A 14206-nucleotide genomic window follows, 5' to 3' on the forward strand; every position below is an offset into this window, starting at 1 on the left:
TTAATTGTTTATTTAGATTATTTGTATTATTATATTATAGTATAATTTGATAACAGAAAAGAGATAAAAATAATCAGATATACAGTTGCTTAGGTGTTAATTAAACTGTTTGGAGGATATGATACGAATGTTTCGGAAAAAAAATTCTAATAATAAAAAAGTTGTAAAGTTAAGAACTATTTTTGTAAGATATTTGTCTGTATTCTTTGTTACAACAATTACTTTGGGAGTTCTTTTAGTATTTTTGTTTTCTGTGTTATTATCATTAGGAGTAGTGTTGCCATCCAATTATACAGAAAAGCAAATCTACAAATATAAAGATGAAATTATTTCAAGTGAAAAAGTAACTAAAGATATAATACCAGATTTTTGTGACTATGGAATCTACACTTTAGATGGTAAATTGACTTCGGGAACTTTTAATAATAAAGAAGCAAAAAAAACCTGGAATTTAATGAAAGGTATTGAAGTAAAAAGTGGACATTCGTCAGACAATTATATAAAACTTTTTAGACAAAATGAAGTATGTATAATAAGATATGATATAGTATCAGAATTCAATTCTCCAGCTTTAAGAAAATATTTGCCAAAGCCAGAAGTATTAGGGATAATTATTTTTGTTGTAGCATTTTTTATTGAAATGGTTATACTATCAAAATCTTTTGGTAAAAAAATTAATGCAAAAATGGACCTTTTGAAAAATGCTACAGAAAAAATACAACAGCAAGATTTAGATTTTACAATAGAATCTAGTGATATTTATGAAATTGATAATGTTCTCTTTTCTATAGAAAAAATGAAGCTAGCATTAAAAGATTCTCTAGAAAAGCAGTGGAGACTGGAAGAAACTCGAAAAGAACAGATATCTGCATTAGCACATGATATAAAGACCCCATTAACCATTATACATGGAAATGCGGACTTATTGATTGAAATAAATGACAATCCTGAGCTATCAGAATATATGGAATATATAGCAAATGGTGTTACTCAGATAGAAAAATATATTAACACTCTAATATACATATCTAAAGCAGATAAAGGTTATACAATTAATAAAGAAAGTATTAATATTGATAAATTTATAGAGGATGTTTTGGTGCAAATAGAAGCACTGGCCAGTACAAAAAGTTTAGATGTGGAATTTTATAAGCAAGATGATTTACCTAAGAATATAACAATAGATAGAGAATTATTATTTAGAGCTATTATGAATATAATTTCAAATGCTATTGATTATTCAACAAATCAAAGTAAGTTATATTTTGATGTATTAGTAAATCAAAGATATTTAAAATTTGTAATTACAGATTGTGGAAGAGGTTTTTCTAAGGAAGATTTATCAAAAGCTACAGAACAGTTTTATACAGGCGATTCGAGTAGGAACTCTAAATCTCATTATGGTATGGGTCTATACATTGCAAATACTATTATACAAAAACATAATGGTAATTTAAATGTTGAAAATTCTATAAAAACTAGTGGAGCAATGATAACAATTGAAATACCAATAATTTAATAATTATATCCATTTTATAAATACCTAAATTTTATATACTTGGTAGGTATTTGTAAAATGGATAATTTTTGTGGTTAATTTTATATATTAATTAAATCTGATAAAAAGTTTTCGAACATCACTCCATCATTTCTATCAGTGTCAAATTGAGACGTATAATTTATCGTTTTATATATAAAATCTGTTGCAGTATTAACAGCTATTCCTAAGTCATGGTTATTCACTAGCATACCACAAAGTATAGATGTAAATATATCTCCAGTTCCACTATAAGAACAGTTATTGTATTTAACAGAAGTAAAGAATATATGGTCAGTATCTCTATCATAAGCTAAATTTAATATATTATCATCTTCTAATATACCTGTGATTACAACTTTACTAGGTCCTAAAGAAGATACAGACTTTGCAATATTTATAAGTTCATCTCTATTATAATCCTTTTTTGTATAGTCATTTCCAGTTAAGAAACAAGCTTCTGTTAAATTAGGAGTAGTTAAATCTGAATGTCTAACTAATTCTTTAATTTCATGTCTCATTTCTTCTGTAAAGATTGGATACATAATTCCATTATCGCCCATTACAGGGTCAACTACGATAAAAGCATTTGGATAATCATTTATAAAGTTTGCCACTATTTCAATTTGATGTTTTGAACCTAAAAAACCACTATATATACTATCAAAGTTGACTTTTAAATTTTTCCAAACAGTTGAATATTTTACCATCTCATCAGTGCAATCTAAAAATGTAAACTCAGGATAACCAGTTTGACTTGAAAGTATAGCTGTTGGAAATGGACAACATTGAACCTTTAATGCTGAAAGTATAGGTATAGCAACTGATAATGAACATTTTCCTATTCCAGATAAGTCATTAATTGCTGCGACTTTTTTTTGCATAAAAAACCCTCCATTAGTATGTATTAATCATAATGATATCAAAATATTTATATACATATATATTACTATAAAAAAAAGAAAAAAGTAGATTATAAAATAAAAATTTGTAAAAAAAACAGTGTATCAATACAATTAATTTTTAATATTGGACATAATAAGATAGAGAATTATTAAATATGAAAATTATTGTATATAATAATAGCTTTTTTGTGAATTTATTCGTAAGGTGTACTATTTGGGAGGTGTAGCTTTGAAAATACTGAAAAATAAAAATAAGTACATCAAAGGTATAATGGCATTTGTATTTTTATCTTTAGCTACTACAGCAGGTGTATTTTTAATTAATGATTTAAGTATGAAAAATATGAAAGAAAAAGTTATAGAATCTGCTACTGTTGAAGGTGATGATGTAAAAGACCAGTATAAGTTATTGCTTGAAAATTTATTTGACTACAGAAATAAGGCAATATTAGAGAAAAATGAAAATATTTTAAAAGGTCTTTATGAAACAGAAAAAAAGTTTGGTCTTTGGGCTTATGAAAATGAAGTAAAAAAGATGAAGTATTTAGAAAATTGGTCTAGTAAACAAGGTGTAAAGTTTAAAGACATAAAGACAAGAGTCAAAGTTAAAAAAATAAAAGAAAAAGAAAAAGACTTATATGGCATAATATGTTCTGTATCAACTGAGTATAAGTACTCATATGAAAATCAAAAGGACAAAGAAAATGTATTTAGAATAGGTACATATCACTATCTAAATGTAAAAATCATAGATAATCAATATGTAATAACTAAAGAGTGGTATACAGACCCTTTTGCAGATTCTTTAAATTTAGAAAATATAAAATCTGATGATATAAGAAGCTATATTGGTCAACAAAATGCTGTAGAGTTACAGCTTACAGAAGAGCAAAAGAAGGCTATAGATTATGCACATAAATACTGTGGAGCAGCAGCAGATGAAGAACATGGTATGAAGTTTAATCCAAATTATAGAGATTATAATCCAGAAGGTGGAGATTGTGCCAACTTTGCATCACAGATAATGTTTGAAAGTGGAAAGTTTAAGAAAAATTCAATCTGGAATTATAGTGAAAGAGCAGGAACAAAAGCATGGGTAAATGCGCAAGCTTTTAAAAATTATGCTCTCTATAGCGGAAGAGGTTCATTAATAGCTAAAGGTTCTTACGAAGATGTTTACAAAGAAGCTTATAATCTACGTCCTGGAGATTTTGTAGGATATGAAAAAAAAGGTAGAATAACACATGTTTCGACTGTAACGGGATTGGATTCAAGAGGATATCCTTTGGTAACCTGTCATAATACTGATAGAATGCTTGTGCCATGGGATTTAGGTTGGAGTGATAAATCTATAAGATTCCATATAATAAAAATAAACTATTAAAAATTTATAAAGAAAAATAAAGTATAAAAGATAACAATGATTTAATATTATAAATTAAAAAAAATGATTGTTAATGTATAAAAATAATAATAATTGACAAACATAGCTATATATGATAAAGTAGTAATAAGGTTACAGAAAAGAGTAGCTAAATAATTGTGTTTTTTTAGGAGGATTTATTAATGAAAACTGGTGTAGTTAAATGGTTTAACAATGAAAAAGGATTTGGATTTATATCTGTAGAAGGTGAAGGAGATGTTTTCGTACATTTCTCAGCTATAACAGGAGATGGATACAAATCATTAGAAGAAGGACAAAGTGTTGAATTCGAAGTAGTGGATGGAGCTAAAGGTCCTCAAGCTGCTAACGTAGTTAGATTATAATTAAAAATTCATATATATTAGTATTCTAGTAATATGACAGATAAGCCGCTAATCGTTTAGCGGTTTTTTCAGTTTTTTGTAAACTAAATTAATTGCAAAATAAATTAAAATTATTAAAATAAAGGCATTAATAATAAGATAAATATGTTAAAATTAATAGTGTAGAGTAAAACTATTATGGCTAAGTTTAAGTCAATTAACCTCTAGTTAATTTTCTATAAAAAGAATAAGTGACGCTGATAGACCATATAAAAATATTAATAAAGTATAGACATTTAAATCTATTAAAAGAAAAACGCTTGTTACAGCGTATAGTATCTAAAAAATACTTAGAAAATGAGAAAGGAGAAAGTTACTGCAAAAAAGTAACATTATAAATATTGGATAATATTTATAAGTTTTCGGTAACGGTGGGTAGTGTAATGAACATATTATTCTTTCTAACACCAAAAAGTGAAGTAGCATATATATATGAAGACTACACTATAAGGCAAGCCCTAGAAAAAATGGAATATCACAAATACTCTGCAATTCCAATAATAAGCAAAGAGGGTAAATATATTGGAACTATAACAGAAGGTGATTTTTTATGGACATTAAAAAACGACTTAAATCTGGACCTAAAAGGATTGGAAGATGTTCCAGTAACAGATATAAATAGAAAAATGGATAATTCTCCTGTTTCCATCAATGCAGATATTGAAGATTTAGTAATAAAATCTTTAAATCAAAATTTTATTCCTGTTATAGATGACCAAGATACATTTATTGGGATAATAAAAAGAAGAGATGTAATAGGTTATTGTTATGAGATAATACGTGGATATAAAAATTTAGCAGATGATAATTAGAAAATTTTTTGAAACTTTTCAAGTTTCTACTTCTATTCTTTGTAATAAAAGAATAATAATATGAAATTAAATTCTTAAACTTTAATATAAAGGCTGTCTTTTCTAAAAATTATAGATAAGACAGCCTTTTTTATCTTTTGTTTTATTATTAGTCGTTGTATTTTACAAGATTTCCATATTTAGCATTAAGAGAATTTATTTTATTTCCATAAACTTCATTTTGTTTTTGGTATAATAAACTTTTTTCAACTTCATCTTTAACTTCATCAAATGTAGATTCTGTACTTTCTTGAAGGTCTTCTAACTTTATTATATGGTATCCAAATTGAGTTTTAACTGGTTCACTTACTTCACCTTTAGCCATAGAGAATACAGCTTCTTCAAACTCAGGAACCATTTGTCCTCTACCGAATGTTCCTAAATCACCACCCATATCTTTAGATGGGCAAGAAGAATGTTTAACAGCAGCATCTTCAAAAGATATTTCTTCTGATTTTATTTGAGCAAGTATTTCTTTAGCTTTTTCATCACTATCTACTAGTATATGTTTAGCAGTTGCACTTTCTGGTTTAGAAAAAGAACTCTTATTAGCTTCAAAGAATTTTACTTTTTCATCTTCTGTTACATCAACACTAGATAAAACTTTATTTATAGCAAATTGCTTTAATACATTTGCTTCTATTTTTTTCATTTCTAACTTAAACACTTCTTCTTCATCTAATTTTTCATCCTTAGCATCTAAGAAGAATAGTTCTTGGTTTACTAAATCATTTAATAAATGTTTTTTTCCTTCTTCAGTTTTAAATTGCATTGCTTGATAAGGATCTAATGATTTTAATGCATTTTCAATATCAATATTAGTTATCTCTTTTTCTCCAACTGTTACTAAAACTTTTTTTTCCATATTTTCCATAATAGTTAACTCCTTTTATAGTGTATTTCATTATTAATATAAAGCTACCAACTTAAATAATATCAGAAAACGATGTATATGTCTAACATTTAAAGTCATATTAAGTCAAATAGACTTAGATTTAATAGAACAAGGTGATTACAATCAATAGAATTGAGGCCATAATTCCCACTATTCCTTCTTCATGTTTAAATTTAAGTGTTTTTACTATTGAATAATAAAAATATATTCCAGTAAAAACTATCTTTAGATACAAGAAAAATAAACTCTTTGGATATATCAAGAAACTAAAAAGAGTAAATATAAATGCAAGTAAAGTGCTTATCCTGTAAAAGAAATCTATTTGTGTAATGTCTTTATATTTTATTATAAATATTGAGTATAAAATGATGTAAATAATTGCAACAATTGTATAAGCAGTAAATAATGTATTTTCAAGAGTACCATTTGAAATTACTATCCACTTATACCACATAATTGGCCAAAAAAATAGTGCTAAGAACTTAAAATAATTATCAAAAAACTTTTCTTTATACATTCATCAAACAACCTTTCTTAAAAAAGCATGTATTTGTTTTTAGAATTTTAAATAATGTGCTATCATTATTATATATTAATATTGAGTTTATAGAAACCAAAATTTGCTAAAATAAATATATAGATTTTTGCTATTAAGTCAATTAAAATTACTACCATTTTATTATGAAATTGGATCAAATATGTAGAAATATGGCAAATTAGTTAATACAAGATATTTATTATTACCAAGTGGTAAAGTTTGTTTTTTTAATGATAAGAATTCCAATCTTTTTTGAAAAAATTTGATATCTACATTAAGCATATCAGCCATTTCATAAACACAAGTAATACCAGAATTAATTATATTTATTATATCTTCTTCTGTAATTAAAAATTCACAAGCCCATTTTAAAGCTTTATTTTCACATTTATCTATAATGATTTTTGTGTAATAATCATTATAAGAGGATATATAGTATCCAAAACTAGTGAAATGATGTCCAAGTTCCTCTGCTAATATGGATGTAAGTTTATTGGTATTTTGTTTTAAGTTACTGAGTAATGATATAACTTTTATACCATGCCTGTTTATATATAATCCTTCTAAGTCACCTGCAATATGAGTGGTATAATGAATTATTATCTCTTCCTGAGAAGCTAATTCAAAAAGTTTATCCAAATTATTCATAAAAATCCCCCTAATATAGAATGTATGTTTGATGAAAAGTTATATTAAAAGAGCAGAGAAATAAATCTGCTCATTATATAGTTTATTTTTTTTTATATTTATTTAGTAAAAATTCTATATAATCATTAAGTTGTTCTTGAGCTTCTTCAGGTAAGTCTTCATGTGGATTTTTTCTATGTGCCGCAACAGTGTCAATATTTTCCTTAACCAAGGTTCTTCCAAGAAGGTAATCAACTGATACATTAAATACATCAGCCAATTTATTTAAAATATGTTCATCAGGAAATCTGTTTTCTGTTTCATAGTATCCTAAAACTCTTTGAGAAACTCCTACTTTTTCACCAAGTTCTCTTTGAGTAAATCCAAATTCCTTTCTAAGTTCTCTTAATCTTTTGGCAAACATTATAACACCACCTTATGTATAAATTATAACAAATTGTTCTAAAAATTAAAACTAATAAAAGAAAAAAGAATGATTTTTTCTAAAAAATATTGATAAAGAACAAATAATTCTATATAATGAATATAGATAAGAACAAAATATTCTTAATTATACTAGGAGGAGAAAAGTATGTTTAAAAATAATTTAAAAGGTTACAGAGAATCTATAAGGTTGTCGCAAACTAAATTTGGAGAAAGCGGGAATTACAAATAATTATATATCAAGAGTAGAAATAGACATAAAAAGTTATGATTCATTTTGCATAAAAAATTCTGTTATTTCAGAACAAAATATGAATAAAATTTTTTGAATATATATAGAACAAAATGTTCTTTAAAGTTTGTGGAACTTGCAATAAGGCTATTGATTAGAAACTATCATTATAAAGTTAAGGATAAAGACAATAAAATATAAAAAGGAGAAATACAATGGATAATAAAAAAGATATATTACTTAAGGAAGTAGATGAAAGATTACATAATTACAAGTATTTGGATGTAAAGATAAAGAATATTAACCTAGATATAAAAAGATGTGAAAATGAATACTTTGGATGTGGAGCTGTAGTTTATACTGAAAAAACTAGTACTACATATAATATAAGTTCTTCTGTTGAAAATGAAGTTATAAAAAAAGAGGAGAGATTAAGAAAATTAAAAATGGAAAAAGATGATATAGAAATAGAAAAGGAAAAAATAGAAAATGCTCTAACTTGTCTAAATGATATGGAGATGGAATTTTTTAATCTCTTTTATAATAGTAAGACTAAAAATAATATGACCTATATTTCTATGAAATTGCATTTAGATAGAACTTCTTGCTACAACTTAAAGAAAAAGATGATTTGTAAATTAAGTGAAATATTATAAAAAACATAACACTTTTACAACACTTTATACACACTATAGCAACAACACCCACTGAAATACATGAGATAATGTTATTGTGAAAGAAATCTATAGTGAGGGAGGTGAGGAATTGAGAAACATGATATTACCTAAAAATATAGAGGGAACATAACAATAGAGAAATTAGATGTATCTTTAAAAATTACTTATGCTACTCATAAGAAGTTTGCCACATTAAGTAAAAAAATATTTAGTGATAGCGTGGTGATTATTTGCTTAAAAACAAAGAAATATTAGAAACAATTATTGATATACTTAAAAAAAGTTTTGATGAAAGTATTTTTATTGATGATGAAAGTATGCAAGGTTCAGAAGGGTCTTGTTTTTTTGTAAGTATGGTATCAGTTCTTTGTACACCCATAATGTTAAAGACAAACAACAAAGATGTTGTTATGTCTATAAAGTATTTACCAAGACCACAATCAAATAATATAAGAATGTATGAAGTTTCAGATGAACTTGATAAGCTATTTAATAGAACTGTAAATGTAAGAGATAGAAAATTAAATATAGCTAAAATTGAACAAAGCATTAAAAAAGAGGAGTCAATTTATACATTGAACTTTTCAATTACATTAAACTTTCTTGATAGTGTATATGAAGAAGAAGAAGTATATGAAAATATGGAAGAAATAAATTTAAACTTAGGAGAGTGATAGTATGGCTATAGGATTACCAAGTATCAATATATCATTTAAGGAGCTAGCTACAACTGTTAAAGAGCGTTCAGCTAGAGGAATAATTGCAATGGTGCTTAAAGATACCAAAGCACTAGGATTTAATGAAATACATGAAAAAGAAGATATACCAGCTGATTTATCTGCTGAAAATAAAGACTATATAAATATGGCTTTGATGGGAAATGTCAATGCACCAAATAAAGTATTAGTTTATGTGTTAGGAGAAGAGGAAGAGGTTCAAAGTTCCTTAGACTTTTTAGAAACTAAAGAATTTAATTATTTATGTATGCCTAAAGCAATAGAAGCTGATAAGAATGTCATCAAAAGCTGGATAATTAAACTTAGAGATACAGATAAGGTTAAAGTTAAAGCGATATTGGGCAAAGTTGCAGGAAATCATGAGGGAATAATTAATTTTACTACAGAAGATACATTAGTTGGAACAAAGAAGTATAGTGCTGAGGAGTTTACGAGTAGAATAGCTGGTATTATAGCAGGAACACCTTTAAGTCAATCAATAACTTATACTAAGTTTGGTGATGTTATTGATATACCTAAAAGCACTAAAGCTGATGCAGAGTCAAAAGTTAATAATGGAGAGCTTATCCTTATTAAAGAAGCTGGAGCTATAAGAATAGCTAGAGGAATAAATTCTTTAACTGATTTAACTGAAGAAAAAGGAGAGATGTTCCAAAAAATCAAGATAGTTGACACTTTGGATATTATAAATAATGATATAAAGAAAGTAATAATAGACGATTATATAGGCAAGATTCCTAATAGTTATGATAATAAATGTATATTAATAGTAGCTATAAAAGAATATCTAGAAGAATTAGAAAAAGAAGAATTAATAGAAGCTGGTTCAATTATAGATATAGATATAGAATCACAAAAACAGTATTTAAAATCTAAAAATATAGATATATCTAATATGAAAGAGCAAGAACTAAGAGAAGCTAATACAGGTTCAAAAGTATTCTTAACATCAAAAATAAAGATGTTAGATGCTATGGAAGATATAGATTTATCAATAGAAATATAGGAGGATTATTAATATGGCAAATATGGAAGCTAGAAATGTAATGAGTGGTACTTGGGGAGAACTTTGGCTTGATGGAGATAAAGTAGCAGAAGTAAAGAAATTTCAAGCAAAGATGGAATTTACAAAGGAAGATATTATAATAGCAGGTCAAATGGGAACTGATACGAAGTATATGGGATATAAAGGAAAAGGTTCAATAACTTTATATCATGTCAGCTCAAGAATGCATAAATTAATAGGAGAAAAGATAAAAAGAGGTTCTGAACCTAGATTTGTAGCTATATCTAAGCTAAATGACCCAGATTCTTATGGAGCGGAGAGAATAGCAGTAAAAAATATAGCTTTTGATGACTTAACTTTAGCTGATTGGGAAGTTGGAGTAAAAGGAGAAATAGAAGCTCCTTTCACATTTACTGAGTATGACTTCCTTGATATAATTTAGTTTTATCTGGATAGTTAGTAAATATATAGTTAATAAATGCTGTTAGTTAATAGAAATTGATTGATAAAGGAGTAGATAATAATGAGTGAAAATGGATTATCAAAAAATATAAATATAGTAGACTTACTTTTAAATGTAGATACAGAAAATTTAGAAAGACCAAGTACTATAGTTGAACTAAAAAGATTATCTAATATATTTGGCCAAGAGTTTAAAGTAATGTGTAGAGCATTGACAATAAGTAAAGATGAGGAGATACAAAATACTTGTCTTAAAATTGATGAAAATATGAAAACGGATATAGACTTACCAGAGATGCAGATGCTTACAATTATAGAAGGTGTTTGTGATTTAGATGGAAAGCTTTTATTTAAAAACAAGGAATTAATGAGTAAATTTAAGGCTCCAACTCCAAAGGAATTAGCAAGAAAGCTATTGTTACCAGGTGAAATTACTAATCTATACAGAATCCTTCAAGATGTAATGGGTTATGGTAAAAATGCAGTCATAGAAGAGGTAAAAAACTAATAGGGACGGATACCAAGACCACAATAATGTATTATTATTGGAAGACAAAAGGTATTAGACCGTCCCTTTTTTATGCAATGGATAAAGGCGAATTAAAGCTTATTGAAGCTTTTTTCGCCTTAGAAATTGAAGAGGAAGTTGAAAAAATGAAGCATGGATACGGAGTTTGTCCTTTGACAGGAGGTGGTATATAGTGGGTAATGTAAGAGAAGAAGGTATAAATATGTATCTTACAGATAATTACACTCCAAAAATGAAGCAAATCATATCAGTTACTGAGACTTTTAGAAGAGTTACTGTATCTGTTTCTCCTTCAACAAATGCAATGGCAAATAATATTAAGAGTTCTATGGCTAGCGCAAGTAGTAGTATAAGTAGTGTAAATTCTTCTATAAAAAAAATGAATGCAAGTATGAATAATTCAAATTCATCAAGTAAAAATTTTAGTGAAGATTTAGGGACAATTGGAAGAGAGGCAGAAAAGGCTAGAAGTAAGTTAGTTAGATTATCACAAATTGCAAATAGTAAAAAAGGAAGGGATACACATCCAAATGCAAGGTCCCAAAATAATAATTCTGAGGTTAATAAAGACGAGCGTAATAAACCTACAAAAATAAAAACTGTACAAGAGATTGTTCAGCGAGTTAAAACTAGAACAATAGATGTTCCCAAAAAAATGGTTACTGATAAATTACCTGGACTTAAGAATAAAATTTTTAATAGCAGAGTAGTGATGGATGTAAAAGGAAGTAACAGTGTTCAAAATATACTAAATATATTAAGTAAAATTAAAAATAGTAAATGGATTAGTGCCATTTCAGTTAAAGACTTAGCTAAAAATGTTTTAATAGGTACCTTATCAAAATTAAAGCAATTTGCTGGGAGAGTGTGGAGTGGAGCTATTTCAATAAAAGATAAAGCAAGTAGTGTATTAGGAGGAATAAAAGACAAAATATCTGATATTACTAATGGATTTTCAGTAGGTGAAGCTGTAAAAAAAGGTGTAGATTTAGTAGGTAAAGGGCAAAATCAAAAAGCTGTTTTAACTAATGTTGTTCAAAGAACTACAGGAATTAAAAATAAGGCTAAAGCTAAGTCTGAAGCTAATGATTATTACGATGATATAGTAAAAGATGTTGCATTAAAAACACCCTTTGATCCTAGTGAAGTTATTTCAATGAGTACTAAGGCAATGATGATTGGTGGAGGAGATGCTGGTAAATCAAAGAAGATAACTCAGGCTATGGTAGATGTCAGAGCATTAAATATGGATACCAGTAGTGAACAAGATGTGTCAGCAGCTTTTGTAAGTGCATCAAAGGGTAATATGGATGCACTAAATACTTTGGTTGGAGAAAATTATAAAACATTTGATGATGCACTTAAAGGTATAAAGGAGAAGCAAAATGGATTAGCTAATGAAATGGCTTCTACAATTCCTGGTTTATTATCTAGTGCATCAACTTACATTGATATGGGATTGAATAACATGATTGAACCATTTGATACTATATTACAAGGTGGATTAGAAAAGATAAATTCATTTTTAGAAAAAGTACCACAAAGTTTGGGTGGATTTTCTCAAAAAGTAGCAGATGTAATGAATGGAAAAAAGATTGCTGAAAATAAACAAAATCCAATTGAAACTCAGACAGCTACAGCACTAGGGCATATTCCAGGGGCAATAGGTAATACAGGTCAGATGCTTGCTCAAAATATTGATTTTACAGCATTAACAAATTCATTACTTCCTATAGTAAATCTTGTTAACGGATTATTAGACAGTATAAACAATAAATCACCAGTTGCACAAGGTATAATAAGTATATTTGGTACTGTAGTAACAACTGCATTTCAATTGATTGGACCTGTTGTAGAAGCCGTCAGCCCAATTATTACAAGAATTTTTACTTTTTTAGGAGAATATGCTCCTCAAATAAATAATTTTATAGAAACATTAGGAGTTATATGGAAAACAGTATGGGAGACATTAGGGCCTTTGTTAGAAACAGGATGGAAAATTGTAGAGCCAATATTAGGAGCTTTCTTTAACATATTAGATAAAGTGTGTAAAATAGTTAAAGATATATGTAAGTGGTGGCAAACTATGGTTAATAAGATAAAGAATGGAAGTATTACAGGAACTGTTTTAAAGTTAGTGGAAAAAAGTAAAAAAAATTATAAAGAGGATCCATATGCTGGAACAAAGGCTGGTGATTCTGGTAAAAATAATGCATTTGGTTTAAATTATGTACCATACAATGATTTTTCAACAAGACTTCATGAAGGTGAAATGGTTTTAACTAAACAAGAAGCAAATCAATATAGAAGTGGAAAAAATGGTGGAAATATAAGTATAGCTAAATTAGCTGATACAATAGTTATTAGAGAAGAAGCTGATATTGAAAAAGTAACATCAAAATTAGTTGCAAGCATACAAATGGCACAACTAGGAGGTGTTTTATAATGGAAATGTGGCTTAGACAAGCTGAAGATAGATTCAGATTTCCAGTAATACCATCCTCAATAAGTATAAATGGAAAAGCAACTATAAACTCATCAAATATACTTAAAGTTGGAGAAATAGCGACCTTTGGAGGAGTAGCCCTTAGAAGTATAAATATATCTAGTTTTTTTCCAAATAAGGAATACTCTTTTTGTAATTATAAAGGATTTCCATCACCATATGATTGTGTAAATAAAATTCAAAGGTGGATGAATGAAGGTTTCATATTGAGATTTACAGTTACAGAGACAAATATAAATATGGAAGTGATAATAGAAGGTTTTAGCTATGAAGAAAAAGATGGTACAAGAGATGTGTACTTTTCATTGGATTTAAGAGAATATAAAAGACTACAGATACCTAGAGCAAATCCTAAAAAGTAGCGTAATTGTTATAAAAAATTACTCAAAGTTTAAACAAAAAGGTAGGTGATTTTTTATTATAAAGATTTGGGTACACATAAAAAACGGAAATA

At 27.2% G+C, this 14206-nt stretch carries 16 protein-coding genes; 12 read left to right on the top strand and 4 right to left on the bottom strand.

Annotated elements, in window-relative coordinates:
• Window positions 1–127 precede the first annotated feature (127 nt).
• Window positions 128–1519: a sensor histidine kinase gene (locus IC174_RS04640; protein WP_227434259.1), complete on the top strand. Its 1392-nt coding sequence runs from the start codon at window positions 128–130 to the stop codon at window positions 1517–1519.
• Window positions 1520–1599: 80 nt separating this feature from the next.
• Here IC174_RS04640 and IC174_RS04645 read toward each other — a convergent pair whose 3' ends face one another.
• Window positions 1600–2421, bottom strand: coding sequence for a pyridoxamine kinase (locus IC174_RS04645; RefSeq protein WP_227434260.1), 822 nt, complete (start codon window positions 2419–2421; stop codon window positions 1600–1602).
• Between the two features lie 250 nt (window positions 2422–2671).
• Between IC174_RS04645 and IC174_RS04650 the strand changes: the two genes are divergently transcribed.
• From IC174_RS04650 to IC174_RS04660, 3 genes are all read left to right on the top strand, one after another.
• Window positions 2672–3826, top strand: a complete 1155-nt coding sequence (locus IC174_RS04650) for an amidase domain-containing protein (protein WP_227434261.1) — start codon at window positions 2672–2674, stop codon at window positions 3824–3826.
• Between the two features lie 182 nt (window positions 3827–4008).
• Window positions 4009–4209, top strand: a complete 201-nt coding sequence (locus tag IC174_RS04655) for a cold-shock protein (RefSeq protein WP_227434262.1) — start codon at window positions 4009–4011, stop codon at window positions 4207–4209.
• A gap of 422 nt (window positions 4210–4631) precedes the next feature.
• Entirely contained in the window at window positions 4632–5060 is a 429-nt protein-coding gene (locus tag IC174_RS04660) for a CBS domain-containing protein (protein WP_227434263.1), read from the top strand.
• A gap of 148 nt (window positions 5061–5208) precedes the next feature.
• Here the strand turns inward: IC174_RS04660 and IC174_RS04665 are convergent, their stop codons facing one another.
• From IC174_RS04665 to IC174_RS04675, 3 genes are all read right to left on the bottom strand, one after another.
• Window positions 5209–5964 carry a peptidylprolyl isomerase gene (locus IC174_RS04665; protein ID WP_227434332.1) on the bottom strand — a complete coding sequence of 252 codons (756 nt, stop codon included), beginning with the start codon at window positions 5962–5964 and terminating at the stop codon, window positions 5209–5211.
• Window positions 5965–6673: 709 nt separating this feature from the next.
• Window positions 6674–7180: an ImmA/IrrE family metallo-endopeptidase gene (locus IC174_RS04670; RefSeq protein WP_227434264.1), complete on the bottom strand. Its 507-nt coding sequence runs from the start codon at window positions 7178–7180 to the stop codon at window positions 6674–6676.
• Between the two features lie 82 nt (window positions 7181–7262).
• Window positions 7263–7583, bottom strand: coding sequence for an XRE family transcriptional regulator (locus IC174_RS04675; protein ID WP_227434265.1), 321 nt, complete (start codon window positions 7581–7583; stop codon window positions 7263–7265).
• A gap of 467 nt (window positions 7584–8050) precedes the next feature.
• On the opposite strand from IC174_RS04675, the gene IC174_RS04680 reads away from it, so the two are divergent.
• The 8 genes from IC174_RS04680 to IC174_RS04715 all read left to right on the top strand — a co-directional run bounded on the left by IC174_RS04680 (window position 8051) and on the right by IC174_RS04715 (window position 14114).
• On the top strand, window positions 8051–8491 hold the full coding sequence (locus tag IC174_RS04680; RefSeq protein ID WP_227434266.1) for a hypothetical protein: 441 nt from the start codon (window positions 8051–8053) through the stop codon (window positions 8489–8491).
• A 251-nt stretch (window positions 8492–8742) separates the two neighbouring features.
• Complete coding sequence (locus tag IC174_RS04685; RefSeq protein WP_227434267.1) at window positions 8743–9186, top strand: DUF6838 family protein; 444 nt, start codon at window positions 8743–8745, stop codon at window positions 9184–9186.
• Window positions 9187–9190: 4 nt separating this feature from the next.
• Window positions 9191–10255, top strand: a complete 1065-nt coding sequence (locus IC174_RS04690; RefSeq protein WP_227482266.1) for a phage tail sheath subtilisin-like domain-containing protein — start codon at window positions 9191–9193, stop codon at window positions 10253–10255.
• Window positions 10256–10268: 13 nt separating this feature from the next.
• Window positions 10269–10697 carry a phage tail tube protein gene (locus IC174_RS04695; RefSeq protein WP_009896262.1) on the top strand — a complete coding sequence of 143 codons (429 nt, stop codon included), beginning with the start codon at window positions 10269–10271 and terminating at the stop codon, window positions 10695–10697.
• An 81-nt stretch (window positions 10698–10778) separates the two neighbouring features.
• Window positions 10779–11225, top strand: a complete 447-nt coding sequence (locus tag IC174_RS04700; RefSeq protein ID WP_227434269.1) for a phage tail assembly chaperone — start codon at window positions 10779–10781, stop codon at window positions 11223–11225.
• Between the two features lie 26 nt (window positions 11226–11251).
• Window positions 11252–11419 (top strand): hypothetical protein, encoded by a 168-nt coding sequence (locus IC174_RS04705; RefSeq protein ID WP_227434270.1) that lies wholly within the window; start codon window positions 11252–11254, stop codon window positions 11417–11419.
• Entirely contained in the window at window positions 11419–13692 is a 2274-nt protein-coding gene (locus IC174_RS04710) for a hypothetical protein (RefSeq protein WP_227482267.1), read from the top strand. The genes IC174_RS04705 and IC174_RS04710 overlap by 1 nt, the downstream gene beginning before the upstream one ends.
• Window positions 13692–14114: a hypothetical protein gene (locus IC174_RS04715; protein WP_227434272.1), complete on the top strand. Its 423-nt coding sequence runs from the start codon at window positions 13692–13694 to the stop codon at window positions 14112–14114. Before IC174_RS04710 ends, IC174_RS04715 begins: the two co-directional genes overlap by 1 nt.
• Window positions 14115–14206 lie beyond the last annotated feature (92 nt).

It is taken from the genome of Clostridioides sp. ES-S-0001-03, from assembly GCF_020676075.1.
Classification (GTDB): domain Bacteria; phylum Bacillota; class Clostridia; order Peptostreptococcales; family Peptostreptococcaceae; genus Clostridioides.

Excerpts from the sequence above, each read along its gene's own strand:
- IC174_RS04640 (WP_227434259.1), top strand. The coding sequence starts at position 128 with ATGTTTCGGAAAAAAAATTCTAATAATAAAAAAGTTGTAAAGTTAAGA.
- IC174_RS04645 (WP_227434260.1), bottom strand. The coding sequence starts at position 2,421 with ATGCAAAAAAAAGTCGCAGCAATTAATGACTTATCTGGAATAGGAAAA.
- IC174_RS04655 (WP_227434262.1), top strand. The coding sequence starts at position 4,009 with ATGAAAACTGGTGTAGTTAAATGGTTTAACAATGAAAAAGGATTTGGA.
- IC174_RS04660 (WP_227434263.1), top strand. The coding sequence starts at position 4,632 with ATGAACATATTATTCTTTCTAACACCAAAAAGTGAAGTAGCATATATA.
- IC174_RS04665 (WP_227434332.1), bottom strand. The coding sequence starts at position 5,964 with ATGGAAAAAAAAGTTTTAGTAACAGTTGGAGAAAAAGAGATAACTAAT.
- IC174_RS04670 (WP_227434264.1), bottom strand. The coding sequence starts at position 7,180 with ATGAATAATTTGGATAAACTTTTTGAATTAGCTTCTCAGGAAGAGATA.
- IC174_RS04675 (WP_227434265.1), bottom strand. The coding sequence starts at position 7,583 with ATGTTTGCCAAAAGATTAAGAGAACTTAGAAAGGAATTTGGATTTACT.
- IC174_RS04680 (WP_227434266.1), top strand. The coding sequence starts at position 8,051 with ATGGATAATAAAAAAGATATATTACTTAAGGAAGTAGATGAAAGATTA.
- IC174_RS04690 (WP_227482266.1), top strand. The coding sequence starts at position 9,191 with ATGGCTATAGGATTACCAAGTATCAATATATCATTTAAGGAGCTAGCT.
- IC174_RS04695 (WP_009896262.1), top strand. The coding sequence starts at position 10,269 with ATGGCAAATATGGAAGCTAGAAATGTAATGAGTGGTACTTGGGGAGAA.
- IC174_RS04700 (WP_227434269.1), top strand. The coding sequence starts at position 10,779 with ATGAGTGAAAATGGATTATCAAAAAATATAAATATAGTAGACTTACTT.
- IC174_RS04705 (WP_227434270.1), top strand. The coding sequence starts at position 11,252 with ATGTATTATTATTGGAAGACAAAAGGTATTAGACCGTCCCTTTTTTAT.
- IC174_RS04715 (WP_227434272.1), top strand. The coding sequence starts at position 13,692 with ATGGAAATGTGGCTTAGACAAGCTGAAGATAGATTCAGATTTCCAGTA.